Here is a 25,289-nt window from a genome sequence, read left to right on the forward strand (position 1 = left end):
TTCATACATCCCGTCCGGTGTCGTGGTCAACGAATGACTACGATACCGGACGTTCTCGTTCCAAGGCGGTTACTGTGGCAGCCATGACAGAACACGAAAGCGACAACGGCGACGGACGCATCAGCTTGGCCGCCGTCGACAACGACGCCATGACATTGATGGCATTGCAGGCCATCGCGCCAAAGCTCCTGCCCGGCGGCAGGTTCATCTGGACGACCGATTCGCCGAACACGGCGGTACGGCGGGCCCTGAACCCGACGACCCGGACGGATATGCTGCTCATGGACATGTCCCTCGGCCGCGACAGCGGTGCGGCGGTCTGCCGGCGCATACGCTCACGCACCCCGCACATGCCAATGCTCGCCGTCACCTCGTTCCCCCTGCACATCTACGCGAAGGCCGCGGCCGATGCGGGAGCCCAGGGCATCGCATCGAAATCCGACATGCCCGCGCTCGCCCGCGCCATGCGCATCGTCGCCGACGGCGGCACCGTCCCCTACGACGATCCGATATCATTCGAGACCGCCGAACAGGCACACCGGCGTCTCGCCACCGACCTGTCGCAGGACCTTCCTCTCCTGACCGACAAGGAAGTGGAGACATTGGAGATGATGTCGCGCGGCTACACCTTCGAACGATTGGCGAAGGAATGGGGCGTCGGCTCCAGCACCATCCGCACACACGCCCACCGGGCGGAAAGGAAACTGGGGGCAGTCACACTGGCGCAGGCCATCGCGATTTGGATGAGCGAGGAACGAGCATGAGCACGAACATGAATGATACGAACACCGAAACGGAACCCGAAGACAACACAATCACGGATAAGACTGGCGAACGCGTCGAACCGCTGGAGGGCGGGTCGCCGGCAACGCTATGGCAGCATGTGCTCCAATGGTGGCATGAACCGCATTTCATCGGCAAAACCGCCCTCGTCATGCTGATATTGCTGGCCTTCGGCAACGTCTACGCCATGACGGACGGCTCCGGATCCCCCATCGGCGTACAGGCGTGCTATCTCATCGCATACGCGGCCCTGGCATTATGGAAACGGTGGCCGCGCGCCATGGGGCCGATCCTGCTCATCATCATGCCCGTCGTATGCGTGACCACGCGCGTCTACATGATTGCCGACGTATGGCCGCTGTATCTCGCCGTACTGCTCGGCATCGGATACCTCATGCCAAAATGGCTGGGAGCCGTGGCGCCCGTCGTCGGCGTGGGCGTCGAGATCGGTTCGGCCGTATTGCTCGACGGGGGCGTCATCCGACCGGCCATGTTCGGTGCGCTCAACCCGATCGCCGGCATCGTCGCGGGATACGTCGATGCGATGCTTGTGGCCGACGGAACTGCCGGCGCATCCCCGCACACCATGGGCTGGAGCATAGCGCCGTCCTCCCCCATCACCATGCTGCTGGCCGTGACGTCCACGCTGTTTATGTACGTGTTCGTCGCCTACGGCATGTATGCGAAGGGCCGCGACAGGCTCCGCATCGACGAGCGCGAGCGGCGTCGCATGACGCGGCAGCTCTCGCGGACGCGGCTCAACCAGCGGCTCGCCGGCATGATCCACGATTCCGTGACCAACGACCTGTCCCAGGTGGTGATGCTCTCCTATCAGGCGCGCTCCCAGTTCGACGCCTCCTCGAACCCGCAGCTTGCGGCGACGATGGATGCCATCAATCAGCGCACGCATGCGGCGCTCGATGGCATCCACAAGGTGATCGACTTGCTGTTGGACGGTGAACGGGACGGCAGCCCCCATATGGATGGGAAAGCGACCGCCGGCACCGAGGCGTTGAGACGGCTGGCCGACGCCGAGGAGACCAAACTGCGTGAACTGGGATACCATGGCACCACCCATTGGAAGGGTTCCGCCGCCGCGATGGATTCCACTCGGCTCGGTCTCATCCGCGATCTGCTGAAGGAGGTCTATGCAAACATCCTGCGGCACTGCATGCCGGGGGACGACGCGTACGACGTGTTCATTACGGTCGATGACGCCACGATGCGCATCACCGAAGTGAACCCCGTACGCGAGGCGCCTGAGGCGATACAGGGGCTGGGTTCGGGACGTGGCCTCGGCCTTCACCGTACGGCCGTCGAGGCCATCGGCGGCGAATTCAACACCGGCATCCAGGACGGCACGTGGACCATCGACGCACTGGTCCCGCTGCGCTGACTTCGGTCTCGGCGCCCTTGACGCCTTGATGCCATGCGTTTCGGCTATCATCGCCAAGTGAAGCATACGAATCCGGCAAAGGAGCGAATCATGGCAGGCAACGCCGAAAACACGCTGGTACTGGTGTTCCACCCCAGTCTGGAATCCGAATCCGTGGCCAACAGGAAGCTGGCTGAGGCCGCACGGGGCGTCGACGGCGTTACGGTGCGCGACGTGTACGCGCTCTACCCGGACGGCAAAATCGACGTGGCCGCCGAACAGGCCGAACTGCTCAAGGCCGACCGCATCATCTGGCAGTTCCCCGTCTACTGGTATTCCTCTCCCTCGCTGCTTAAGAAGTGGGAGGACGAGGTGCTCGCCTACGGGTGGGCATACGGCCCCGGCGGCGACAATCTCGCCGGCAAGAAGATCATGTGCGCCGTGACCGCCGGCAGCACGGAGGACGAATACCAGCATGACGGCAGGTTCCGCGCCACCATGGACGAGACGCTCAACCCGATGCGCATCACCACCGAATACGTGGGCGCGCAGTGGGTCGAGCCGTTCGCTGTATACGCCTGCACGCCGGACGGATTGACCGAGGAGCGGCTTGCCGATGCCGCCGAACGATACGCGGAGGTTCTGCGCGGCTAGACGACGCCGACCATCACAGGCCGTGGAAACCGACGGGACTTCGTCCTTGAGCCGGATCCACGGCCTTTTTCGTCAGATTGGTTGGTTCCAAACGAACAGGCCGACCATCTGCGTCACCAGCAGAATGAGCAGGGCGCAGGAGACGACGAACCAGACTCCCCCTACCGCGGCCATTCCCACACCGGCGGCCTTGCACCACGAAGGAACGGGCCTTCCCTTGTACCGGCGCCACGCCCGCCATGCCAGCAACGCCGCCCCCTCGACGGCAAGCAGGAAGGCGATGCCCAGACAGATACCCGCGCCGACCGCCAGGGCCGCGCCCACGCCCAAGGCCACCAGACCGAGGGTCATCACGGCCAGCATGCCGACGTAGAGCGCGATCAGCAGTATGAACAGTCCGGCGATGATCATAGGCCCCTCCTGATTTCCCGATTCGCAGGCAAGGGCGAAACCGTATTGACCGCTGTTCCTCGGCGGATGGCAGGACGCCCACACGACCATCATAGGTCCATGACGGCGGGAAACCGTCGGGAACCAGAAGCAGCACGGCCCGTATGCCCAGCGTGCGGTCAGGCGAGGCTGCGGTATGCCTCGTCGTCGACCGATTCGAGCCATTCGTTGCTTGCGCCGTCCCTCTTGGGCATGACGGCGATGTGCGCGAACGCCTCGTTCGGGGCGGCGCCGTGCCAGTGCTTGGTCTCCGGCGGGATATAGGCCACGTCGCCGGGCTTGAGCTCCACCGGCTCTTGGCCTTCGATCTGGTAGTAGCCTCGTCCGCCCACGGCGATCAGGATCTGGCATACGCCGTGGTGGATGTGCCAGTGATTCGTGCATCCCGGTTCGAACGTCACGTTCGCGACATTGACCTGATCGTCGCCGGCAAGCGGCGCAAGCCAGCTCCGGCCTTCGAAATACTGGGCGTAGGCATCGTTCGGCTTGCCCATCGGGAATGGACTCGGATTCTCCATGATTTCTTGTCCTTTCGTGGATCGTTCGGTCCCATTACACGGCATCCGCCGCCGTATCGCCAATAGCGTCGTTTCATGGGACGCCATGTCCTGCACGCATGGCCAATGCATGGCCTCCCACCGTTCGGCGTTCCCGTGCGCTCAGTCGGTTCGTCTTGGTCGCGTCCCGTCCGATGGATCGGTTGAGGATCTCCGCGAATTCGAGGTCTCTGCCCTTGAATCGTGAGGCGATGCCGCCGCGCCGATTGGCGATGTTGCCGTGTCGGTCATCACGGTCGTTGATCATGGTCGTTTGTCCTTTCGGTTTGACCGTCGAGGTATCGGGTCATGCGGTCGATGGCCGTGATGAGCCGGGCCTCGAGGTTGTTGTAGTAGACGGGCGAGATGACGATGATCGCATCCGCCGTGTGGATTGCGATGTACGTGGTCGGCGAGTCGGACACGCACCGTCAGCAGTGCGAGCAGGATCAGGGCGAACAGGCATGCCACGCATGCGGCCGCACGGATGGAGAGCATGGTGATGGCCATGCCGCCGACCGTGGTGCCCACGGTGACCGACGTTGCCGAAGGCGATCGACATGCCATTGGCGAATTCGGGGGCGTGGGGCATGGACGTGGTGACGATGTACTGCTGTAGGCTGTTGCCGACGCCGAACAGGATGCCCCAGACGATCACCGCAACGGCCTGCAGCGGCGAACGGCCCGGGACGAGCAGCACCGCAAGCAGTGCGGCGAGCAATAGGACGCCGTAGATCATCTGGGTGCGGCGGGGGTCGGCGGACAGCACGCGTCCGGCGACCCAGCTGCCGAGCACGCCGGCCGCGCCGAACACGAACAGCATGACCGGCAGGACCGCTTGCCCCAGTCCCATGACGGCGGCACCGTGCTTCGCATCGGCGTCGCCGAATCCGCTTGTTGGGCCCATACGCTACCGTGCCAGACGAAGGGGGACTGATTATGTCGAAACCATTGCTCAACGACCCGGCCCGACGCGCATTGACGTGGGCCATGCTGCTCGCCGTGATTCCGGCAGCGTTCGTCGCGGTATTGGCCGCAGCCATCAGCCCGGGGTTCCGCACCGCGCACATGGGCCCGATCGCATTGGGCGTGATCGCCTACGTGTGGATGCTGGAGGCCGTGTACCTCGCCTGCCGGCCGCATTGGCTCGACCGTCTCATCGGACTGCCGTACCTGTATGTCATGCACGGCGTGCTCGGCACGCTCGCCCTGGTGCTGGCCGCATTGCATCGCATGGCCCTGCCCGCCTACTCGCTGGTCAGGCTCACCGGAGGCGTATCCTATACGCTGCTGTTCCTCGGCGTGCTGCTGGCGCTGGTGTTCATGGCCCGGCCAATCGCCGAACTGGTGCCGCCCATCGCCCGGCTGCGCGCACGGCTGGCGCGGGTCCTGAGCCATGAGACGTCGGTGTGGCTGCATCGCATACTGCTGCTGGCGGTCGTGTTCGCATGGGCGCACTTCCACCTCATCTTCTACATCGTCCGAGCCCGCCCGTTCATCATCATGGCCGACGCGACCACCCTGTTCGTCCTGGCCTCCTATGTTCTCGACCGCATCGGCCGGCACACGAAGGCGTGGCACGGCGTCGTGGCCGGCTGCCGAACGGTCGCGCCCGGTGTGGCCGAACTCGCCGTGCGGGTCCGGCCGTCGTCCCCAAGCGTCACCGGCATGACGTGGGAGGAGGGGGACTTCACGTTCATCCGTTTCCCCAAGGTCTGGGGAATGAAGGAGTATCACCCATTCTCCATCATCAACACGCCCGACGACACAGCCGGAAAGAACGTGATGGTCCGGTTCGCGATCCGCACGGACGGCGACTTCACCCGTCGGCTTCCGCAGGTCGCGCAGGCCGGCGAGCGCGTGGACCTGCTTCCCCCGTTCGGCCGCTACCGCCGGTTCCTCGACGAGCATGATGGCGACCGGCCGATCGTGATGTATGCGGGAGGCATCGGCATCACCCCGCTGCTGCCGCTGGCGTTCTCCTATGGGGGCCGTCGTCGGATCGTCCTGATGTATTCGGCCTCCGACGCCGACGGGCTGCTGTACCGCGATGGGCTGGAGGCGTGGAGGCGGCGCACCGGCAACACGCTGATCCTCAAAACCGGCCGGTTCTCCCCCGACGAGCTGAATCGTGCGGTCATGCCGGAGGCGGTGTATCTCATCGCAGGTCCCGCGTCGATGAACCGTGCGGTCAGGAGGATGCTGCGCGGGTCCGGTGTTCGCATGGCCGACATCTGCTATGAGCCGTTCGCGTTCTGACGTTCCGGACGGATGCCGTGCGCTTTCGTATACTGGCGTGCATGGCATTGGAATTGACGATCAAACGATTCGAGGAATTGACCGCGGCCGAACTGTATGAGATCTATCGGGTGCGTGTGGCCGTGTTCGTGGTCGAGCAGGAGTGCGCCTACCAGGAGGTCGATGACGCCGACCGGCGCTGCTGGCATGTGTTTCTGCATGACGACGACGGCATCGCCGCCTACTGTCGGGTGATCGACGCGGGCGTCACGTTCGACGAGACGTCGATCGGCCGCGTGCTGTCGCTGCGCCGCGGCCGGGGGCTGGGCACGCGCATCGTCGAGGCCGGATTGGATGTAGCGAGGACGCGCGCGGATGCGACGGTCGTGCACATCGAGGCGCAGACCCATGCGCGCGGCATGTACGAGCGGCTCGGCTTCGTGCAGGTGTCCGACGAGTTCCTGGAGGATGGCATCCCCCACATCGGCATGATTTGGCGTGACGACACGGCCGCGGATCGCCGCGTGTGACGGCCGTCGGATGATGCGGTTCGATACGCGTCGTACCGGCATGCGGTCCCATGCTCAACGGGTATGGGGCCGCATCGAACGACACTATTGGCCGTTTCGTTCCTATCGCGGTTCAATGAAACCGACTTCGGAAAGGAACGCATCATGCCCATCAATGACGAATACGACGACGTTACGCCAGTCAATCTGCCGACGCGTACGCTCGGCACCGGTTCCGCGGCCCTGGAGGTCTCGGCGATAGGGCTCGGCTGCATGGGGTTCACGATGAGCTGGCCGCCGTTCCTGCCGCACGACGAGTCCATTCGCGTGATTCGTGCCGCCTACGAGATGGGCGAACGGTTCTTCGATACGGCCGAGGTGTACGGTCCGTTCGCGAACGAGGAGCTGGTGGGCGAGGCGTTGGAGCTGTTCCGCGGCGACGTGGTCATCGCCACCAAGTTCGGTTTCGCCCTGCACGGCGGGTTCGGCGAGGGCGAGGGCGAAGCGCGGCTGGATTCCTCCGGCCGCGTGCAGCAGACCGATTCGCGTCCCGAGACGATCCGCAAGGCGGTCGAAGGGTCGTTGAAGCGTCTGCGCACCGACCATATCGACCTCTACTACCAGCATCGCGTCGACACGAAGGTGCCGATCGAGGACGTGGCCGGCGTGATGGGCGAGCTCATGGCCGAAGGCAAGATCCTGCACTGGGGCCTGTCCGAAGCCGCGCCCACGACCGTGCGCCGGGCGCATGCGGTCACGCCGGTCACGGCCGTGCAGAACGAGTATTCGATGTGGTGGAGGAAGCCCGAGGAGGAGCTGATTCCCACGTTGGAGGAGCTGGGCATCGGCCTGGTGCCGTTCAGCCCGCTCGGCAAGGCGATGCTTGCCGGACGGTTCAGCGCGTCCACCCGGTTCGCGGACGACGACTACCGCAGCCGCATCCCGCGCTTCTCCCCCGACTATATGGCGCATAACATCGCGATGAGCGACTATGTCGAATCCCTGGCACGGGCGAAGGATGTGGCGCCCGCGCAGATCGCACTCGGCTGGCTGCTCGCCCAGAAACCGTGGATTGCACCGATCCCCGGCACGAAGCACATGGACCGTCTGCGTCAGAACCTCGGCGGCGCGGCCGTCACGTTCACGCCCGAAGAACTCGCCGGCATCGACCGCACGCTCGACTCCATCACCATCGAGGGCGCCCGCTACCAGCCCACCCAGGAGGCGCTCACCAACCACTGACCGCGGATCGCCGCATACCCGGGTCAGGCTTCGTCCGCGTGCGACCCGGGCATGACGAGTACGCGTTCTACCCGGACTTCCGCATCAACGTGAAGGCCGAGCAGGAGGCCCTGCTCAGCGAGTAATCGCACCGCTTATTCCATTTTGGAAATAGCCGAATACTGATTGAGTCTACAAAACCCGTTCTTACAGAGCGGGTTTTTCTTATTGTGGTAATCACGAACGGCATCAACGCGAAACCGGAATATCGTCTTCACATCACAGTAAGGAAACCACGATCATGCATACGCGCACATTGGGTAGGGATCTGAAGGTCTCGGCCGTCGGCCTGGGATGTATGGGATTCTCGCACGGCTACGGAGAACCGACCGATGACAAGGATGCCATCGAGGCGATTCTCAAGGCCGTGGATATGGGATACACGTTCTTCGATACGACCGAGGTGTACGGTCCGTACGTCAACGAGGAGCTGGTGGGCAAGGCGTTGCGTGAAGTGCGCACGCAACGTGACGATCTGGTCATCGCCACGAAGTTCGGCGTGCACTTGGAGCATGTGAGCACCGGCGCGCCGATTCCGGACGCCCGCCCCGAGGTGATTCGCCGGTCGGTCGAAGGTTCGCTTAAAAGACTTGGCACTGAGCGCATCGACCTGTACTACCAGCATCGGCTCGACCCGCAGGTGCCGGTCGAGGATGTGGCCGGCGTAATGAGCGAGCTGATCAACGAAGGCAAAATCGCCCACTGGGGGATCTCCGAGGCCGATGAAAACGCGATCCGGCGCGCGCATGCGGTCTGCCCGCTCACGGCCGTGGAAAACCGGTATTCGATGATGGCCCGCAAATACGAGGCATTGTTCCCCGTATTGCAGGAGCTGGGCATCGGTTTCGTGGCTTTCTCCCCCATGGCCAACGGCTTCCTGACCGGCAAGTATCTGGGCCATGACCGGTTCACGCCGGGCACCGACTACCGGGCGGACATGCCCCAGTTCACGCCCGAAGCCGTACGGCAAAACCGCGGGCTGCTGCGCCTGATCGCCGACATGGCCGATGTCAAGCATGCGACCAGCGCGCAGATCTCGCTCGCCTGGATGCTGTGCAAGAAACCCTGGATCGTACCGATCCCCGGCAGCCGCAAGATCGGACGCCTTCGGGAGAACGCACAGGCCGCGGATATCCGACTGTCCGCCGACGAGGTGCGTGGACTGGACGCCGCACTCGACTCGATTCCCATGTCCGCCGTGTTCGGCGGGCATCAGGCCCGGTAACCCGATTCCCGAAACGCGAAGGAGCAACCATGGAAACCATCACCCTGAACAACGGCATCACAATGCCCGCCGCTGGCTTCGGCGTCTTTCAGATCAGGGACGCCGACGAGTGCGCACGCGTGGTCCACGACGCGATCGCCGCCGGATACCGCCTCATCGACACCGCCCAGTCCTACTACAACGAGGAGGCCGTGGGCCGCGGCATCGCGCGAGCCATCGGCGAGGGCATCGTCAGCCGTGACGACCTGTTCGTCACCACCAAGGTCTGGCTCAACGCAGCCGGATACGAACCGGCCAAGGCCTCATTGGAAGAATCGATGCGCAAGCTCGGCCTCGGATACCTCGACCTCGCGCTCATCCACCAGCCATACGGCGACTATTACGGCACGTACCGCGCGATGACCGAACTGTACCGCGCCGGCCGTATCCGCGCGATCGGCGTAAGCAACTTCTACCCCGACCGTCTCGTCGACCTCGCCCTGCATGCGGACGTGGTACCGGCCGTGGACCAGATCGAGGTCAACCCGTTCGACCAGAAGAACGAATCCCTGAAATGGGCCGCCAAATACGGCGTGCAGGTCGAGGCGTGGGCACCGTTCGCCGAAGGCCGAGGCGGCCTATTCACCAATCCGGAACTGACCGCGATCGGCGAACGCCACGGCAAATCGGTGGGCCAGGTCGTGCTGCGTTGGCTCATCCAGCGCGGCGTCGTACCGATTGCCAAGACCACGCACAAGGAGCGTATGGCCGAGAACCTCGATTTGTTCGATTTCCAGCTCACGCCCGACGAAATGGCCGTCATCGCCAGGCTCGACACGGCCACCAGCCAGTTCTTCGACCATCGCACTCCCGAGGCCGTCGAATACGTGGCCAAGCTCCACTGAGCCGGCTGCCGGGAATCATTCGACAGACTAGGGAGTCAACGGGCCGCGTTCGGCATCGCCACCTGCGCGACGGCGTCGAGCATGGCCCGCGTGGCCTCGGAAGGCCGCGGGCCATGCAATAGGCCGAACGAGATGGTGTAATCCCAATCGACGGGCAGTGCTTTGAACAGCGGGTGCACGCCATGCCAGTAGTCGATGGTCAGAATCGCCGCATCACGCTGCTCGCACTGGTTGAACACATCGATGCTGTAGAAATCGAAATCCACGATGATGATGCCGTGATGGTGCGCTTCGAGATCGTCTCGCAGGGCGTCCACCGACCGGTTCCAACCGCGACGGATGATCATCAGATCATAGCCGGTCAGATCCGCCAACCGCAGACGACGCTTGCCGGCCAGCGGATGATGCACGGATACCGCGCAACGTAGCGGCACGTCGCCGAGCGAGAGCGCCTCGCAGTGCCGGCTTGCGAGGAACGCCGAATCATAGACGCCGGCCACCACATCGATGCTACGGCCCAGATTGCCAAGAATCTCGCGCGCATTCTGCGGCGTGTTCTCGAACGGCACCAGTTCGAATTTCAGACCCGGCTGCAACCGGTGGATGGCCGGCCACAGGTCGACGAGGAAACCGGCGGGGGTCATCGGCGAGGTACCGATACGCACCAGTTCGCCCGTATCCGCCAGCGATGCCCGCCGTGCACGTTCCAGCGAATCCTTTGCATAGCCGGCCATGTACCGTGTGTCCGCCAGCAGCGATTCGCCGGCCTTGGTGAGGGCCAGGCCGCGTTTCGACCGGTCGAACAGTCGCAATTCCAAGTGCGTCTCCAGCGCGTTGACCTGTTTGATCACCGCCGACGGCGTCACATACAGTGACTTCGCGGCCTGATTGAAACTCCCCGATTCGGCCACCGTGACGAACGTCTCCAATTGCGGATTCAGCATAGTCGCCATGCTATCGCATGCGTGACCCGTGCGGACCGCCCGTCGCATGGCAGGATTGTTTGACCGCCATCGGCGTCATACGATGCACTTCATCGTTTAGTCAACCATCATAGATACTCATATAATAGCAATTGTTAGAATAATAACCAATTATTGCTAATATATGAGTATGTTTGATTTGTTGGATGAGCCTATGCCGGGCGACGTGATGGCCGGTGTCGCCGATTGTATGGTCAAACGGCGCAAGGAGCACGGCATAACGCAGTCCGCATTGGCGGAGAAGTCCGGCGTGAGCTTGGGGTCGATCAGACGCTTCGAGCAATCGCATGAGATCTCCTTTGGCTCGTTGGTGAACATCGCCTTCGCGCTGCATTGCGAACGGGATTTCGATGCGTTGTTCGCACAGCCGTACTATGCGACCATCGACGATGTCACCGCAGCCGCACGACGGAACGGAGGCCGCGCATGACCAACCCATTGCCGGATCTTGACCAGATTCGAGTTACATATATCGGGGAATCGGTCGGTACACTCACCATGTCCCCGAACCGCACCCTGGCGTTCGCCTACGATCGGACATGGCTGGCTCATGGATTCTCCATCAGCCCGTTGAGTCTGCCGCTGCGGGAAGGTGTGTTCGTCGCCAAACGGAACCCGTTGGACGGCATGTTTGGAGTCTTCGACGACAGCATGCCCGACGGCTGGGGTCGTTTGCTCACCGACCGGATGCTACGCCAGCACGGCATCGACCCGTATACGGTCGGCCTGTTGCCGCGCCTGTCGATTGTGGGCATGAGCGGCATGGGCGCGTTGGAATATGAGCCCATGACGCCGATCGATGACAAGCACACCGATGCGGCCGATCTTGACGCGCTCGCACAGGAGTGCCTGCATCTGCTGAATACCGATTTCTCGGACGACCTCGACCGGCTGTTCGCCCTCGGAGGGTCTTCCGGCGGCGCCCGACCGAAGATCCTCACCACAATCGACGACGAGGATTGGATCATCAAGTTCCCCTCATCCGTGGACCCACCCGACATCGGGGAGACCGAATACCGCATTTCGAATCTCGCTCGCGAATGTGGCATCACCATGCCGGAAACCCGATTGTTCCCATCGAAACGCTGCTCCGGATATTTCGGAACCAAGCGGTTCGACCGTGTTCGGCCGGCCGACGGCAACACTCACAAGGTGCACATGGTATCGGCCGGCGGACTGTTGGAGACCTCGCATCGCATCGCCAATCTGGATTACGGACTGCTCATGCGGCTGACCATGCGCATGACCGACAGTGCCGAGGAATGCGAGCGCATGTATCGGCTCATGTGCTTCAACGTGTTCATCGGCAACCGTGATGACCACGCGAAGAACTTCTCCTACCTATACGACCGGGAGCACGCCGCCTGGCGGCTCTCCCCCGCCTACGATCTGACCGAGAACCCCGGCATCAACGGCGAGCACACCACGGCGGTCAACGGCAAGGGGCGGGGCATCACGCTCGCCGACCTGGCCGGTATCGGCGCCAAGGCAGGTATCCCGCGCGCCCGATGCCTGTCCATCGCCAAGGACATGCGGGAGCGCATTGCCGGCGCCGGCTTCACTGTGCGTGACTAATCCCGATTCACAGACCTCGGCCGTCGACCCACTTGGCAATCCTGTCCTCGCCTTCGGAGGAGACGATGCGACGTACCGGCATCCAATGGGCAGCCACGTCGCTGTTGCGGAGCCGGCATATTCCATCAGCCGTTTCCTTCGTTGGCCATCCGGAGAGAAATACATGGCATCTTGCGACTCGACCGGGAAATCCGGGCTTTTCGGACATGTCAGCGCCGCAGCGTCAGCGCGTAGTCGAGGAAGCGGTCGACCTTGTCGCCCGTGTCGCGTGTGTCGTTGGGGTCAATACCCGTGTCGAGCGCGGCGATGGCCGTCATGTCCTCGTCCGTGAGCGCGAAGTCGAATACGTCGAGGTTCTCGCACATGCGTTCGGGGTTCGCGGACTTGACCACCGGCGTGATGCCGCGCTGGATGAGCCAACGCAGCGCCACCTGCGCCACGGTCCTGCCATGGGCGGCCGCGATGCCCGCCATCGTCCGGTTCCCGAACAGGCCTGCCGATCCGGCCGCAAGCGGCGCCCACGCCTCCATATGCACGCCGTGTACCGTCATGTATGCGCGCTCCGTCTCCCGCTGGTATCCGACGTTCGCCTGGATGAAGTCGACGGCCGGCGTGGTTCCGGCGAAGCGCAGGAAGTCGGCGAGACGGGCGGAGTCCATGTTGTCCACGCCGAGCGAGCGGATGCGGCCCTCCTCCACCAGTTCCTCCATGGCCCGCCATGCGCCGTACACGTCGTTGTACGGCTGGTGGATGAGATACAGGTCCACGTAGTCGAGGCCGAGGCGGTCGAGCGAACGCATGAACGCCGGACGCGCGAGTTCATAGGAGGTGTCGGTGACCCACAGCTTCGTGGACACGAACAGCTCGCCGCGCGGAATGCCGGACGCGGCAATCGCACGACCGACCGCCTCCTCGTTGAGGTAGGCGGCGGCGGTGTCGATGTACCTGTAGCCGGCCGCCAACGCCTCGTCCACCGCGCGTTCGCAGTCGGCGGGGTCGTCCATGCGGAAGACGCCGTAGCCGATGGCCGGCATCTCCACGCCGTTGTTCAGGGTGATGGCCTCAACGGTTCCCATACTGCACTTCCTTCGAACTTGACTCGCTGTTGTCGGTTTGATGCGTTCGACGATACGGCCATCGGCATTCCATTACCAATGCCGATGGCTGATAAAACCACATCAATAAAACGAACGAATGTATTATTCGTCGGCGGTAACGACCGGCCAACCGAATCGCAATCAGGGAGGTCGAGCGTCATGGAGCTTAAAGGTGCCGCGCAACTTTCATCGCCGTGGTACAGGAGGAGGGCGTGACGACGGCCGCGGATTCACGTGCGTCTGCTACAGGTCCAATCCGTCGACCCACTTGGCAAGTCTGGCCTCGCTTTCGGAGGCGGCAATGCGGCGGCCCGGCACCCAACGGGCGGCGGGCGCGGAATCGTGCAATTGGACTCCGTCGGCGCCGCGCGTGCTGGATCCGGACGTGGCGAACGTCACGATGGTCCTGCCGGTCCAGTCCTCGCTTTCGAGGAACGTGCGCACCACGCGCGGCGCGGTCTCCCACCACAGCGGATAGCCGACGAACACCACGTCGTAGGGCTCCACGTCAATCGGTTCGGCGAGCGCGGGCCGCATGCCGCGGTCCCGGTGCTCCACGCTGGAGCGGCTGCCTGTGTCGCGCCAGTCGACGTCGGCAGCCGTGTACGGCTGGGCCGGCACGATTTCCTTCAGGTCCGCACCAATCGCGCGCACGAGCCGTTCGGCCACGCCGCGCGTGGTGCCGGTGGCGGAGAAATAGGTGACGAGCATTCGCTTGCCCATGATGGTTCCTTTCCATTGTCTTTGATATTGCCCATTGAACGGCGTCGTCCCATCCATGTCCAATACGTGACGGTGATATGCGGTCATGCCTTTCGGGCATGATGCAATGTAGGCGAGGAAGGCGGGAATCATGGAACTGCGGGTGCTCAGGTATTTTCTGGCGGTGGCCGAGGAGGGCAACATCACGTGGGCGGCGCAGCTGCTGCGCATCTCCCAGCCCACGTTGTCGCGCCAACTGAAGCAGTTGGAGGATGAGCTGGGGGTCACGCTGTTCCGCCGCGGCCCCCATGCCATCACCCTCACCGATGAGGGGCGTCTGCTGCGTGAGCGCGCGCAGGCCATCGTATCCCTGGCCGACAAGACCGAGATCGAGCTCAGACAGTCCGAAAGCGGTCTCGGCGGCGAGATCGTGATCGGCTGCGGTGAGGTGAGGGCCATGACTTTTCTCTCCAAGCGCATGGCCGCGTTCCGCAGGATTCATCCGAACGTGAGGTTCCAGGTGACCAGCACCACCTCGGACATCATCCAGGACCGCATCGAACAGGGGCTCATGGACTTCGGCCTGCTCACCGAACCCATCGACGTCAGCCGGTACGAGTACCTCCGCCTGGACGTTCCCGACCGTTGGGGTGCGCTCGTGGCCGAGAACCATCCACTGGCCTCGCATGACGCCGTCACGCCCGAGGACCTGGAGGACGAGCCGCTGATCCTGCCGTCGCGCGAGTCGGTGCGCCGGATAATCGCCCGATGGTTCGGAACCGAACGCGCCGAACGACTCACCATCGCCGGATCCTGCAGCCTGCCCAGCAACGGCGCGAACATGGCGGCCAACGGCGTGGGCGTGTTCCTGTGCTACGACCTTGGCAACACCTATCCCGCCGCCCGCATGATCCCGCTGGACCCCGTGCTGACGTGCGACACCGTGCTCGTATGGAAGAAGCAGGGGGCCCGCTCCCCTGCGGCGGCGGAGTTTGGACGCTTCCTGAATTCATGAGCCACTGGCGAACGTCTGGGCGATTGCAAAATGCGCATCGTCATGCTTGCAAAGCATGAACCGGCATTGACGATGACTATTGGATATTCCTTTCCGAGGGCGGTTCAATAAAACCGACCAACGAACCGCTTTCCCGCGGAAGCGCCGACGGAAAGGAACGACCATGACGACCCCGGATATCCTCGAACGGGACCGCAGAGGCATACCCGTCTCGCCGTATGAGCCCGAATACGCCGCCATCCGCGGCATCATCCGCGAAGCCATGCGCCTGTGCACGGAACTCAACACCGGCTACCACACGCCCGAGGAGACGCACGGCATGTTCGAACGCATCGTCGGCCATCCGGTCGACCCGTCGTTCCGCATGAACCCGCCGTTCCACACGGACTTCGGCCGCAACATCATCGTGGGCCGAAACGTGTTCGTCAACTGGGGGTGCGTGATGATGGACCGCGGCGGCATCACCATCGGCGACGGCACGTTCATCGGGCCGAACGTGCAGCTCATCACCACCAACCACGACCGCAACCCCTATAACCGTCCCACCACCATCTCCCACCCCATCACGATCGGCGAGCGCGTGTGGATCGGCGCCGGCGCAATCATATTGCCGGGCGTAGGCGTGGGCGACAACGCGATTGTCGGCGCGGGGACCGTCGTCACGCATGACGTGCCGGCCGATGCGATCGTTGCCGGCAATCCGGCGCGAATCATCGGCACCGTGGCGGAGGGGCGGCCGGATTCCGCGAACACGTGACCGGATTCGGCCGCCGTCGCGTCACTCGCCGCGTGCGGCCTCGCCGTCCCGGCGTTTCAGCTCGTCGCGAATCTCCTCCAATACGGCGAGCGTCCGCTCCTCCGTCGTCGGACCGGCCTGCTCGTCCGCATCGGCCTTCTCGCGCGCCAGCGCTGCCGCCGTCACGTCGCGCAGCTTGTTAATCGGCAGGATGACGCAGAAATACACGGCCACGCCGATGAGCAGGAAGTTGATGACCTCGTTGAGGATGGATCCGAACGAGATCGTCGCCCCGTTGAACGTGATGTTGAGCATGGCCGACATGTCCGGCTTGCCGCCGATCATCGCGATCAGCGGGTTGATGAAATACTTGACGATCGCGTTGACCACGCCGGTGACAGCGGAACCCATCACCACGCCGACCGCCATGTCGATCATCGAGCCACGCGATATGAACTTCTTGAACCCGCCGAACGGCCCCTTGTCGGTCAGCGAGACGATCCTCTTCGCCGTATCCTCCGTGACGTTCAACGCACCCTTGGCCAGGGCGGCCGTGGACTGCGTGGCCTGATGCAGCGGCGAATGCGATTCGTTCGACATGATTCCTCCCTAATGCACGATTCCATTTGTCGTATCAATGACGACGATTCAACGGTACCGTAGGAACCGCGGCGAAGCCGTTGCCTCTTCGGCATGGCGTTCGGTATCATGGACGGTTGGACTTTTGAGAAAACGACGAACGATTGTAATCGGCAGGTGAGCAATGGCCATCGAGGCACAGGGACTGGAAATTCGCATCGGCGCACGCACGCTGCTCAACCCCACGGACTTCCACGTGGCGAAGGGCGACCGCATCGGACTGGTCGGCCGCAACGGCGCCGGCAAGACCACGCTCACCCGCGTCATCACCGGCACCATGCTGCCCACCGCCGGCAAGGTGCGCGTCACCGGCAAGCTCGGCTACCTGCCGCAGGACACCCACACCGGCGACCAGGAGCAGACCGCCATCGACCGCATCATGAGCGCGCGCGACATCAACAGCATCCTCACCCGCCTGCGCAAGGCCGAAAAGGACATGACCAACCCCGACCCCGACATCATGGAGAAGGCCATGCGCCGCTACGACAAGGCGCAGCAGGACTTCGAGAACGCCGGCGGCTACGGCGTGCAGTCCGAGGCCATCGTCATGGCCGAAAGTCTCGGGCTCGACCAGGAGGTGCTCAAACGCGAGCTCGGCACCCTCTCCGGCGGCCAGCGCCGACGCATCGAACTGGCGCGCATCCTCTTCTCCGACGCCGACACCATGATTCTCGACGAGCCCACCAACCATCTCGACGCCGACAGCATCGAATGGCTGCGCGGCTATCTCAAGAAATTCAACGGCGGCTTCCTCGTCATCTCCCACTCCACCGAACTGCTCGACGAGGTCGTCAACAAGGTGTGGCACCTCGACGCCCAGCTCGCCCAGATCGACATGTACTCCCTCGGCTGGAAGGCCTACCTGCACCAGCGCGCCGTCGACGAGGAACGCCGCCGCCGCGAACGCGAGGTCGCCGAGAAGAAGGCCGAACGCCTCATGAAGCAGGGCATCCGCCTGCACGCCAAGGCCACCAAGGCCGTCGCCGCCCAGAACATGATGCGCCGCGCCGAAAAACTCCTCGAAAACACGTCCGAGGCGCAGAAGAAGGAAAAGGTCGCCGACATCCGCTTCCCCGAGCCCGCGCCCTGCGGCCGCACCCCCATCATGGCCAAGGACATCTCCCGCGCCTTCGGATCCAACATCGTGTTCGCCGGCGTCAACCTCGCCATCGACAAAGGCTCCCGCGTCGTCATCCTCGGCTACAACGGCGCCGGCAAGACCACCACGCTGCGCCTGCTCGCCGGCATCGACAAGCCCGACACCGGCGAAGTCGTCTTCGGCCACGGCGCCAAGATCGGCTACTTCGCCCAGGAGCACGACACCCTCGACAACGACGCCACCGTGCTCGAAAACCTCACCCACGTCGCCCCCGACCTCAACGACACCCAGGCGCGCAGCATCCTCGGATCCTTCCTCTTCTCCGGCGACGACGCGTTGAAGCCCACGCGCGTGCTCTCCGGCGGCGAAAAGACCCGACTCGCGCTTGCCACCCTCGTCACCTCGCGCGCCAACGTGCTCCTCCTCGACGAGCCCACCAACAACCTCGATCCCGCCTCCCGCGAGGAGATTCTCAAGGCCATCGCCAAATACGAGGGCGCCATCGTCCTCGTCACCCACGACGAAGGCGCCGTCAAGGCACTGAACCCCGAACGCGTGCTGCTCATGCCGGACGGGGATGAGGATTTGTGGAGCGACGACTACCTCGACCTGGTTGCGGAAGAGTAATGGAGTGTCCTCGGCGTTGCTCCTCGGTCGACGTACCTTTGTACGCCTTCCCTCGGTGCGCCTTGAGGACACACGCATTCCTCTCCCGCAACTTTGCCGAGGAGTGGTGGAGCGTCGGCTGCGTTACGGAAAACTCGACGTACCTTTGTACGCCTTCGTTTCCCGCGCCTTGCTGACACACGCATCACTCCACGGCAACCCACAGTAAGGGTACGGAAAACTCGACGACTTTTGTACGCCTTCGTCTTCCACGCCTCGAAACCACGCCATCACTCCACGGCAACCCTTAGCGGTATTGGAATGACATTCCGACGCCATTGAGGTCATGTCTCGTTCTATAGTTGTGGTCTGTATTCACACATAACACAGATAACGACACGGATTAAGAGGGTGAGCTGCTGATGGGAGAATCAGCGGGGGAAGAGACGACGGCCACGGTCAGGGAGCCGGAGCACAAGGGAGCGGCCGTCAAGGCGGCGTTGGCGGCGAACATCGGCGTCGCCGTATGTAAGGTGGCCGCCGCCGTGTTCACCGGATCGTCCGCCATGCTGTCGGAAAGCGTGCATTCGGCCGCCGACTGCTCCAACGAGATCGTGCTCATCATCGGCGAGAAGGCGTCTCACCACAAGACCGACGGCGACCACCCGTTCGGGCTCTACCGTGCGAAATACCTCGCCTCGTTCGTCGTCGCCACGCTGCTGTTCTTCGTCGGCGGCTTCTACTCCACATCCGAGGCCGTCAAGAAGATGCAGCTCGTGCTCTCCGACCCGACCGCGCACACGGCGAACCGGTTCGAACTGTCCGTCGCGCTCGCTGTCTGCGTGATCAGCGCATGCTTCGAGGGCATGGGTCTGCACAAGAGCATCCTCGAGGCGCGCGAACGCATGCAACGCGTCGGAGTCGAACGCATGGGCTTCCTCAGGTTCTGGCGTCGCACCAAGTCGGCCGAGCTCGCCTCCGTCATCATGGAGGACACGCTCGCCCTCATCGGCCTAGCGTTCGCCGGCATCGGCATCGGCGTGGCCATCATCACCGGCGACGAGCTGTGGGATGCTGTCGGCGGCCTCATGGTCGGCCTCCTGCTCATGGTCGGCTCCGTGCTGCTGGCCACCAAGTCCGGCTCCCTGCTGCTCGGCGAGACCGTCGACACCGAGACCCGCACCAAGATCGTCGACGCCGTCACCTCCACCCCCGGCGTGGAACGCCTGCTGAACATGCAGACGATTCATATGTCAGAGGATGACATCCTGCTGTGCGTCAAGGTGCAGACCTCCAAGCTCGACCGTGACTACGACGTGCAGACCGTCGACAAGATAGAGAACGCCGTGCGCACGGCCCTGCCCTGGTACCGGTTCGAGATCTACGTGGAGCCCGACATCTACCGCCGCGACCACGACAAGGCGCTCACCGGCGAACACTGACCGCCCCCCCCGTTTGGATCACCGTCGGTGACGCCGTCGCTACTCGACGGATTTGAGCGCGCCGAGCATGTCGACGTCCCTTAGCCGGCGGAACACCAGCCAGCCGAGGGCGGCCAGCACCACGCCGACCACCGCGGCCGGCACCACGAACGCCTGCCATGCCAGGACCGGGTCGAACATGACCTCGTCGGGCGGCACCACGTCGATGATGTACCGGTGCAGGGCCGCTCCCCCGACGTATCCGGCCAGGATGCCGAGCGCGGACAGCAGCAGGGTCTCCCGGTAGATGTACATCGTCGTCTCGCCGCTGTGGAACCCCAATACTTTGATGGTCGACAATTCGCGGATACGCTCCGACACGTTGAGATTCGTCAGATTGTAGAGGATCACCACCGTCAGCATTGCTGCGACGAGGATGAGCACCTCCATGATCTGGTCGAGCGAGTCGACGATGGCGGCGACCTGGTTCTTCGACGTTGTGTTCTGCACCACGCCCCTGACCCCGTCGAGTCTCATGAACGCGGCGCCCTGTTTCTTGGCGTTGGCGATGGAGCCGTCCCTGAGTTTCACCAGATACGCGTTCGACCGGTACGACGAGTGGAACGCGTGCTCGTAGCCGCCGGAGGTCATCACCATGACGTGGCCGATGTACATCTCCGAGACGCCGTCCACACGCACCCGGCGCTGCGTGCCGCCCTCGTCGGTCACAGTGATGACGTCGCCGGTTTTGGCGCCCAGCATGGCGGCCATGCGTTCGGAAATGACGGCGCCACGGTCGGTCAGCACCTGCGGGTCGTGCGTGGTGCGGTCGCGCAGGGTGATGTAGTCGCCGAAGTTGTAGGCGTCGTCGGTCACCAGCAGTGTGATGTTCTGCTTGTCGTTCTCCTTGCCGGCGATGCGGCTGAGCTCCTCGTATCGGATGGACGTCGAATCCGAGACGGCGTCCCGCTTCACCGCCTTTGCCACCTTGTCGCGCTGATCCTGGTTGTTGTCGGATTTCTCGGCGACGATGAGGTCGTAGTGGATGATCTCGCCGAACTGGCGCTCGCCGATCTGCCCGATGGACGCCTGCACGCCGAGTCCCGTGGCCAACAGGGCGACGGCGCCGCAGACGCCAAATATCGTCATCAGCCCGCGGGTCTTGTATCGGAACAGGTTGCGTGCCGTCACCTTGCGGGTGAAGCTCAGCCTACTCCACAACGGTCGTATGCGTTCGAGCAGGATCTTCGAGCCCTTCGCCGGCGGCTTGGGCAGCAGCAGGCTCGCGGGTTTTTCGCGAAGCTCCCGGAAGGCCGCCATGCAGGCCGGTACGACGGCGCTCAGCCAGGCCAGGGCGAATGTCGCGATGGTGATCGCCGGATGGAACATGAGGTCGATGCGCGGCATGGTGAATCCGGTGCTGTATGCCTGGTTCACGATGAGCGGCAGCAGCGTGTGTCCGGCGGCCACGCCGATGATCGTGCCGAGCGTCGAGGCGGTGAACCCGTAGAACACGAATTTCTTCATCACGTCCGCGTTGCCGTAGCCGAGCGCCTTGAGGGTGCCGGAGTTGACGCGTTCCTCGTCGACCATGCGGCCCATGGTGGTGAAGGTGACCAGGGCGGCGACGAAGTAGAGGAAGATTGGGAAGATGCCCGCGAGTCTGCCGACGATGTCGGCGATGATCTCGTAGACGCGGTATCCGTTCGAGGTCAGTCCCTCGCGTCGTCCGTCCACCGAGTAGGCGGGGACGTCGAGCGAGTCGATCTTCTCCCGTGCAAGCCGGATGCTGTTCTCCGCGTCGGCGATCTTCCTTTCCGCCTCGGGTTTGGCCTTGTTGAACTCCTGCAGTCTGGTGTTGTATTCCTCCTCGGCCTTTTCGATGTCGCGTTTGCCTTGGATGAGCTGGCCGGCGCCGCTGCCCGCCGTACCCGTGGATGCGGAGACGGCCGTGCCGAGTTCCGTCTGCTTGTCGGCGAGCCGGTTCGCCGCGTCGGCGATGGCGGCCGCGTTCCGCCGGTATTCGTCGGTCCCCTGCTGTAGTTTGCCTGCAGCGTCGTTCCACTGCTGCAATGCGGTATGGTATGCGCGCAGTTTCGTGTTGTAGTCGTTTACGGCCGTGTTGTAGGCGTTCACCGCCTGATTGTATTTCGTGCTGACGTTGTCGTATATGCCGCCGGTCAGTCCGGTGTTCTCCCATTGCCGCAGTATGACGCCGATTTTGTCGAGCACCTGTTTGGATGCTTCCAGTTGGGTTCGTGCCGAATCGAGCTGCGGTTTCGCCTGCGACAGTTCCTGCCATGAGCCGCCGAGCTGTGCCTGTCCCTGCGTCAGCTGCTGGGCCCCTGCCGCAAGCTGCGTCTGTGCGCCGGTCAGCATGGAGCCGGCGGCGGCGATCTGGGCGACGGCGCCGGAAAGTTCGGCCGATGCCGACGCGGCCTGGTCTGCGGCCTCGCTGGCGCTGTCGGCCATCCGGTCCTTGGCGGATTCGATCTGCTGCTTGGCTTCCGCAAGCTGGCGTTCGGAGCCGCTGAGCTGCTTTTTGGCGTCGTCGACCTTCTTCTGTGCCTTGTCGATTTGTTTGCGCCGCTCCTGCCGTATGGATTCGGCGCGGGCGGCCGGCTGGTTCGTCAGCCGTTTCGTCAGATCGTCCTTGTGCCTCTGCACACGGTCCCGGTAGTCGGTGGTCCAGTAGTCGACGCCATGGGTGTCGTCGAACGTCACCCGGCCGATCATCGTCACGTCGGAGTCGAAGACGGCCGGCGTGACGACGGCGTAGCCGTCGAGTCCGCCGCTGCCGGCCGTGGACTGCCCCATGTTCAGGGTGGATACGGTCTCGCTGGCATTGACGAAGCCGACCACGGTGAACGAGTCGCGGCCGAGCACGGTGTCGCCGGCGACGTCCGGTTGTTCGGTGATTTTGATGGTGCTGTCGACGGCGAACCAGTCACGCTCCCTGGAGTCCAGGGTGATCTCCGTCGCCGTCTTCGGCAACCGTCCTTCCACGACCTGGTAGGTCGACACCCGTTCTGGATTGGAGTATATGCGCAGGCTGTGGTCGCTGCCGCGGATGGTCACGTCCTTGAAGTAGCCGAATTCCGCGTCCCTGACGCCGCTGGCGCCGCGGATGACGTTTCCGTCGTCCTTGGTGAGCCCGTAGTCGCTGATCACCGTGACGTCGGCGAGATTGTGGCTGTCGTAGAAGTCGGTGCCGGTGGCCTGCATATCCGGTCCGGTGACGACCAGTCCGACCAGGGCGAACGAGCCGAGCATCATCAGGCTGACGATGGAGAGGAACCGCCCCTTCGACTTCGCCATGGTTTGGCGGATGTCCTTCCACAGCATGCGTTTGCGCAATGAGGTCCTCATACGTGTGCCCGTCATGCGTCGTGCGGATGCCGCACGCGGGGCCTTGTGTCGTCTGCTCGTCATCGTCACCACTCCAGGTCCTTGATGTCCATGGGGCGTTCGTTGGTCTCCACGCTTTTTACGCGGGCGTCGTGCATGCGGATCACCCGGTCGGCGATGGGTGCGATGGCGGAGTTGTGGGTGACGATGACCACGGTCGCGCCTTTCTCGCGGCTTTGGTCCTGCAGGATGCGCAGCACCTGTTTGCCGGTGTTGTAGTCCAATGCGCCGGTCGGTTCGTCGCACAGCAGGATCTTCGGGTTCTTCGCCACGGCGCGGGCGATGGCCACGCGCTGCTGTTCGCCGCCGGAAAGCTGGGCCGGGAAGTTGTCGACGCGGTCCTTGAGTCCCACGTCGGCGAGCACCTGCACGGAGTCCTGCGCATCGGGCACGATCTCGGACGCCAGTTCCACGTTTTCGCGTGCGGTCAGGTTGGCGACGAGGTTGTAGAACTGGAATACGAATCCGATGCTGTATCGTCGGTAGTCGGTCAGTTGGCGCGCGCTGTAGTTCGCGATGTCCTTGCCGTCGATGATGACCTGGCCTTCGGAGTTGGTGTCCATGCCGCCGAGGATGTTGAGCACGGTGGATTTGCCGGCCCCGGAGGCTCCGAGGATGATGGCGAGTTCGCCCTGTTCGATGCCGAAGGTCACGTCGTTGTTGGCGACGATGGTGGTGTCGCCCATGCGGTAGCGTTTGAAGCTGTGGACCATTTCGATGTACGCCATGGGTGTCTCCTGTTCCCCGTTGAAGCGGCGATATGCCCGCAATGCACAACATGTCGATTTTCCGGTCCGATTGTAGAAGCGTGAATACGGTGCCGACAATGGTCAGAATCGTTGGAATTGTTCATAATGAACGGTTTTTCGGAAACTGTTCATTCCGTTTGCCGATGAACGACATGGTGATATAACCTGTGGAATCAGCGTCGAAGGAGACGAGGCGACGATGCCGTAAAGGAGGGGCCATGGCGACGACGGCTCAACGACAGACCAGAACCGAGGCGAAGATTCGGGGCGCGTTCATCGAGCTTATGCAGGAGAAGGGGTTCGAGGCGATGACGGTCAGCGCCATCGTCAGGGCGGCCGGTATCAACCGCGGAACGTTCTATCTGCATTATCTCGACAAGTTCGATTTGAAGCAGCAGCTCATCGACGACACCATCGACGATTTGACCGAGATTCTCGTCGGCGATGACATGCGCGACGGCAGAAGGTCGGTGGATGACGTGCTGGACATCTTGCGCACGGATGCGATCGCCGAGGCGTTGCGTTATGTCAAGCGCGAGTATGCGTTCTTCGATGCGATCTCCCGTTCGGGTAGCGACATGCAGATGTACGACCGGTTCAAGGACGTGCTCAAGCGGATGCTGATATCGCAGGCGAAGCGTCTGAATCTCACGTCCAACACGTATGCTGGCATCCCTCGGCCGTATGCGATGGAAATACTGGTGTCATCGGTGGCCTCGATCATCTGGCTGTGGATTCGTGGCGGCTGCAAGGAGACGCCGGAACGGATCTGCGCGATCATCGAGAGGAACAAGACGATGGCGCCGGTCGATATTCTGCGGTGACGTCTTGCGGGCCGGGCATCGTCGTGACGGCCGGAGCCCCGGGATCCGGGGGCTTGCGAGCGCATAAACGAGACCCCGGAGCTGTGTTGCAAACCCCGGGGCCTCATGGTTGTATGGTGTCTCCCATAGTCACCTCTTCAATTGTCGGGCGGATGATTATCCGCTGTTGTTTGGTTATGGTTGTTCGATTATCACTTCACTTCCGTCATGCCGCCGTTGTTTCGCGGCATCTCTTCCATTATGCCTTGCCTTCGTCCGGACGCTTCCTTCTTCGGTTATCGCGACCTCGGTCCGTCGCCTCATGATGACCGCTCGTCATCGTCTGCCTCATCATCTCGTCGCTTCCTTGCGACCCTGCCGAAGATTGGAAATCAAACACCACTATGTGTTCGCTTTTCTTGGTTGAATATTTCCAACCTTCGCTTTCAGTATAGCATACGTACGCAAATCACAACAGCAAAAACGTTGAAATCCCAACGATTATGACGTTTTGTCACCAA

General features: G+C 63.1%; 25 protein-coding genes and 1 pseudogene. 16 read left to right on the forward strand and 10 right to left on the reverse strand.

The genetic code is table 11. From position 1 onward, the window contains the following. Positions 1-83 precede the first annotated feature (83 nt). The 3 genes from CS006_RS06450 to CS006_RS06460 all read left to right on the forward strand — a co-directional run bounded on the left by CS006_RS06450 (position 84) and on the right by CS006_RS06460 (position 2,812). A complete protein-coding gene (locus CS006_RS06450) occupies positions 84-764 on the forward strand; it encodes a helix-turn-helix transcriptional regulator (protein WP_100511004.1) in 681 nt (226 codons plus the stop codon). Continuing rightward, complete coding sequence (locus tag CS006_RS06455; protein WP_100511005.1) at positions 761-2,179, forward strand: sensor histidine kinase; 1,419 nt, start codon at positions 761-763, stop codon at positions 2,177-2,179. Before CS006_RS06450 ends, CS006_RS06455 begins: the two co-directional genes overlap by 4 nt. A 90-nt stretch (positions 2,180-2,269) precedes the next feature. After that, positions 2,270-2,812, forward strand: a complete 543-nt coding sequence (locus CS006_RS06460) for an NAD(P)H-dependent oxidoreductase (protein WP_100511006.1) — start codon at positions 2,270-2,272, stop codon at positions 2,810-2,812. 72 nt (positions 2,813-2,884) lie between these two features. On the opposite strand, the gene CS006_RS06465 is transcribed toward CS006_RS06460, so the two are convergent. From CS006_RS06465 to CS006_RS11110, 4 genes are all read right to left on the reverse strand, one after another. Beyond that, positions 2,885-3,316, reverse strand: a complete 432-nt coding sequence (locus tag CS006_RS06465) for a hypothetical protein (protein ID WP_100511007.1) — start codon at positions 3,314-3,316, stop codon at positions 2,885-2,887. 65 nt (positions 3,317-3,381) lie between these two features. Continuing rightward, positions 3,382-3,780 (reverse strand): cupin domain-containing protein, encoded by a 399-nt coding sequence (locus CS006_RS06470; protein ID WP_100511008.1) that lies wholly within the window; start codon positions 3,778-3,780, stop codon positions 3,382-3,384. 73 nt (positions 3,781-3,853) lie between these two features. Continuing rightward, positions 3,854-4,066, reverse strand: a complete 213-nt coding sequence (locus tag CS006_RS06475; protein WP_100511009.1) for a hypothetical protein — start codon at positions 4,064-4,066, stop codon at positions 3,854-3,856. Further along, complete coding sequence (locus CS006_RS11110) at positions 4,050-4,223, reverse strand: NAD(P)H-dependent oxidoreductase (protein WP_100511010.1); 174 nt, start codon at positions 4,221-4,223, stop codon at positions 4,050-4,052. The genes CS006_RS06475 and CS006_RS11110 overlap by 17 nt, the downstream gene beginning before the upstream one ends. Positions 4,224-4,294: 71 nt before the next feature. On the opposite strand from CS006_RS11110, the gene CS006_RS11115 reads away from it, so the two are divergent. From CS006_RS11115 to CS006_RS06505, 6 genes are all read left to right on the forward strand, one after another. Then, complete coding sequence (locus CS006_RS11115; RefSeq protein ID WP_423734832.1) at positions 4,295-4,417, forward strand: hypothetical protein; 123 nt, start codon at positions 4,295-4,297, stop codon at positions 4,415-4,417. 320 nt (positions 4,418-4,737) lie between these two features. Then, positions 4,738-6,057, forward strand: a complete 1,320-nt coding sequence (locus tag CS006_RS06485) for a ferric reductase-like transmembrane domain-containing protein (RefSeq protein ID WP_100511011.1) — start codon at positions 4,738-4,740, stop codon at positions 6,055-6,057. A gap of 41 nt (positions 6,058-6,098) precedes the next feature. Beyond that, positions 6,099-6,566 (forward strand): GNAT family N-acetyltransferase, encoded by a 468-nt coding sequence (locus CS006_RS06490; RefSeq protein WP_207760015.1) that lies wholly within the window; start codon positions 6,099-6,101, stop codon positions 6,564-6,566. A 144-nt stretch (positions 6,567-6,710) separates the two neighbouring features. Then, positions 6,711-7,787, forward strand: coding sequence for an aldo/keto reductase (locus tag CS006_RS06495; protein WP_100511270.1), 1,077 nt, complete (start codon positions 6,711-6,713; stop codon positions 7,785-7,787). A 280-nt stretch (positions 7,788-8,067) separates the two neighbouring features. Continuing rightward, a complete protein-coding gene (locus CS006_RS06500) occupies positions 8,068-9,051 on the forward strand; it encodes an aldo/keto reductase (protein WP_100511012.1) in 984 nt (327 codons plus the stop codon). Between the two features lie 29 nt (positions 9,052-9,080). Further along, positions 9,081-9,935, forward strand: a complete 855-nt coding sequence (locus tag CS006_RS06505; protein ID WP_100511013.1) for an aldo/keto reductase — start codon at positions 9,081-9,083, stop codon at positions 9,933-9,935. A 35-nt stretch (positions 9,936-9,970) separates the two neighbouring features. On the opposite strand, the gene CS006_RS06510 is transcribed toward CS006_RS06505, so the two are convergent. Then, complete coding sequence (locus CS006_RS06510) at positions 9,971-10,879, reverse strand: LysR family transcriptional regulator (protein WP_100511014.1); 909 nt, start codon at positions 10,877-10,879, stop codon at positions 9,971-9,973. A gap of 193 nt (positions 10,880-11,072) precedes the next feature. On the opposite strand from CS006_RS06510, the gene CS006_RS06515 reads away from it, so the two are divergent. Then, complete coding sequence (locus CS006_RS06515) at positions 11,073-11,348, forward strand: helix-turn-helix domain-containing protein (RefSeq protein WP_207760016.1); 276 nt, start codon at positions 11,073-11,075, stop codon at positions 11,346-11,348. Next, positions 11,345-12,493, forward strand: a complete 1,149-nt coding sequence (locus CS006_RS06520) for a type II toxin-antitoxin system HipA family toxin (protein WP_100511015.1) — start codon at positions 11,345-11,347, stop codon at positions 12,491-12,493. The genes CS006_RS06515 and CS006_RS06520 overlap by 4 nt, the downstream gene beginning before the upstream one ends. Before the next feature lie 209 nt (positions 12,494-12,702). Here CS006_RS06520 and CS006_RS06525 read toward each other — a convergent pair whose 3' ends face one another. Further along, entirely contained in the window at positions 12,703-13,569 is an 867-nt protein-coding gene (locus CS006_RS06525; RefSeq protein ID WP_100511016.1) for an aldo/keto reductase, read from the reverse strand. Positions 13,570-13,833: 264 nt separating this feature from the next. Further along, positions 13,834-14,313, reverse strand: coding sequence for a flavodoxin (locus CS006_RS06530; RefSeq protein ID WP_100511017.1), 480 nt, complete (start codon positions 14,311-14,313; stop codon positions 13,834-13,836). A gap of 130 nt (positions 14,314-14,443) precedes the next feature. Here CS006_RS06530 and CS006_RS06535 point away from each other — a divergent pair, with 130 nt between their 5' ends. Both CS006_RS06535 and CS006_RS11120 read left to right on the forward strand, forming a co-directional pair. Further along, a complete protein-coding gene (locus tag CS006_RS06535; protein ID WP_100511018.1) occupies positions 14,444-15,307 on the forward strand; it encodes a LysR family transcriptional regulator in 864 nt (287 codons plus the stop codon). Positions 15,308-15,875: 568 nt separating this feature from the next. Beyond that, positions 15,876-16,022 (forward strand): annotated as a pseudogene (locus CS006_RS11120) (DapH/DapD/GlmU-related protein); the annotation flags it as partial. 63 nt (positions 16,023-16,085) lie between these two features. On the opposite strand, the gene mscL reads toward CS006_RS11120, so the two are convergent. After that, positions 16,086-16,643 carry a large conductance mechanosensitive channel protein MscL gene (mscL, locus tag CS006_RS06545; RefSeq protein WP_100511020.1) on the reverse strand — a complete coding sequence of 186 codons (558 nt, stop codon included), beginning with the start codon at positions 16,641-16,643 and terminating at the stop codon, positions 16,086-16,088. A 163-nt stretch (positions 16,644-16,806) separates the two neighbouring features. On the opposite strand from mscL, the gene CS006_RS06550 reads away from it, so the two are divergent. Beyond that, a complete protein-coding gene (locus tag CS006_RS06550; RefSeq protein WP_100511021.1) occupies positions 16,807-18,408 on the forward strand; it encodes an ABC-F family ATP-binding cassette domain-containing protein in 1,602 nt (533 codons plus the stop codon). A 401-nt stretch (positions 18,409-18,809) separates the two neighbouring features. Next, the gene (locus CS006_RS06555) at positions 18,810-19,829 is read left to right on the forward strand and encodes a cation diffusion facilitator family transporter (protein ID WP_100511022.1); all 1,020 of its coding nucleotides are present in this window, start codon (positions 18,810-18,812) and stop codon (positions 19,827-19,829) included. Between the two features lie 39 nt (positions 19,830-19,868). Here the strand turns inward: CS006_RS06555 and CS006_RS06560 are convergent, their stop codons facing one another. Together CS006_RS06560 and CS006_RS06565 are read right to left on the reverse strand one after the other, a co-directional pair. Further along, positions 19,869-23,177, reverse strand: coding sequence for an ABC transporter permease (locus tag CS006_RS06560; RefSeq protein ID WP_243386849.1), 3,309 nt, complete (start codon positions 23,175-23,177; stop codon positions 19,869-19,871). Between the two features lie 65 nt (positions 23,178-23,242). Then, complete coding sequence (locus CS006_RS06565) at positions 23,243-23,944, reverse strand: ABC transporter ATP-binding protein (RefSeq protein ID WP_100511024.1); 702 nt, start codon at positions 23,942-23,944, stop codon at positions 23,243-23,245. A 239-nt stretch (positions 23,945-24,183) separates the two neighbouring features. On the opposite strand from CS006_RS06565, the gene CS006_RS06570 reads away from it, so the two are divergent. After that, positions 24,184-24,789, forward strand: a complete 606-nt coding sequence (locus CS006_RS06570; RefSeq protein ID WP_100511025.1) for a TetR/AcrR family transcriptional regulator — start codon at positions 24,184-24,186, stop codon at positions 24,787-24,789. Positions 24,790-25,289: the final 500 nt, after the last annotated feature.

This window comes from Bifidobacterium primatium (genome assembly GCF_002802875.1).
Lineage (GTDB): Bacteria > Actinomycetota > Actinomycetes > Actinomycetales > Bifidobacteriaceae > Galliscardovia > Galliscardovia primatium.

Coding starts and splice junctions, on each gene's coding strand:
- CS006_RS06560 (WP_243386849.1), bottom strand. CDS start 23,177: ATGAGGACCTCATTGCGCAAACGCATGCTGTGGAAGGACATCCGCCAA.
- CS006_RS06450 (WP_100511004.1), top strand. CDS start 84: ATGACAGAACACGAAAGCGACAACGGCGACGGACGCATCAGCTTGGCC.
- CS006_RS06520 (WP_100511015.1), top strand. CDS start 11,345: ATGACCAACCCATTGCCGGATCTTGACCAGATTCGAGTTACATATATC.
- CS006_RS06515 (WP_207760016.1), top strand. CDS start 11,073: ATGCCGGGCGACGTGATGGCCGGTGTCGCCGATTGTATGGTCAAACGG.
- CS006_RS06530 (WP_100511017.1), bottom strand. CDS start 14,313: ATGGGCAAGCGAATGCTCGTCACCTATTTCTCCGCCACCGGCACCACG.
- CS006_RS11115 (WP_423734832.1), top strand. CDS start 4,295: ATGGTGATGGCCATGCCGCCGACCGTGGTGCCCACGGTGACCGACGTT.
- CS006_RS06470 (WP_100511008.1), bottom strand. CDS start 3,780: ATGGAGAATCCGAGTCCATTCCCGATGGGCAAGCCGAACGATGCCTAC.
- mscL (WP_100511020.1), bottom strand. CDS start 16,643: ATGTCGAACGAATCGCATTCGCCGCTGCATCAGGCCACGCAGTCCACG.
- CS006_RS06495 (WP_100511270.1), top strand. CDS start 6,711: ATGCCCATCAATGACGAATACGACGACGTTACGCCAGTCAATCTGCCG.
- CS006_RS06485 (WP_100511011.1), top strand. CDS start 4,738: ATGTCGAAACCATTGCTCAACGACCCGGCCCGACGCGCATTGACGTGG.
- CS006_RS06500 (WP_100511012.1), top strand. CDS start 8,068: ATGCATACGCGCACATTGGGTAGGGATCTGAAGGTCTCGGCCGTCGGC.
- CS006_RS06505 (WP_100511013.1), top strand. CDS start 9,081: ATGGAAACCATCACCCTGAACAACGGCATCACAATGCCCGCCGCTGGC.
- CS006_RS06570 (WP_100511025.1), top strand. CDS start 24,184: ATGGCGACGACGGCTCAACGACAGACCAGAACCGAGGCGAAGATTCGG.
- CS006_RS06460 (WP_100511006.1), top strand. CDS start 2,270: ATGGCAGGCAACGCCGAAAACACGCTGGTACTGGTGTTCCACCCCAGT.
- CS006_RS06535 (WP_100511018.1), top strand. CDS start 14,444: ATGGAACTGCGGGTGCTCAGGTATTTTCTGGCGGTGGCCGAGGAGGGC.
- CS006_RS06565 (WP_100511024.1), bottom strand. CDS start 23,944: ATGGCGTACATCGAAATGGTCCACAGCTTCAAACGCTACCGCATGGGC.
- CS006_RS06490 (WP_207760015.1), top strand. CDS start 6,099: ATGGCATTGGAATTGACGATCAAACGATTCGAGGAATTGACCGCGGCC.
- CS006_RS06555 (WP_100511022.1), top strand. CDS start 18,810: ATGGGAGAATCAGCGGGGGAAGAGACGACGGCCACGGTCAGGGAGCCG.
- CS006_RS06455 (WP_100511005.1), top strand. CDS start 761: ATGAGCACGAACATGAATGATACGAACACCGAAACGGAACCCGAAGAC.
- CS006_RS06510 (WP_100511014.1), bottom strand. CDS start 10,879: ATGCTGAATCCGCAATTGGAGACGTTCGTCACGGTGGCCGAATCGGGG.
- CS006_RS06475 (WP_100511009.1), bottom strand. CDS start 4,066: ATGATCAACGACCGTGATGACCGACACGGCAACATCGCCAATCGGCGC.
- CS006_RS06465 (WP_100511007.1), bottom strand. CDS start 3,316: ATGATGGTCGTGTGGGCGTCCTGCCATCCGCCGAGGAACAGCGGTCAA.
- CS006_RS06525 (WP_100511016.1), bottom strand. CDS start 13,569: ATGGGAACCGTTGAGGCCATCACCCTGAACAACGGCGTGGAGATGCCG.
- CS006_RS06550 (WP_100511021.1), top strand. CDS start 16,807: ATGGCCATCGAGGCACAGGGACTGGAAATTCGCATCGGCGCACGCACG.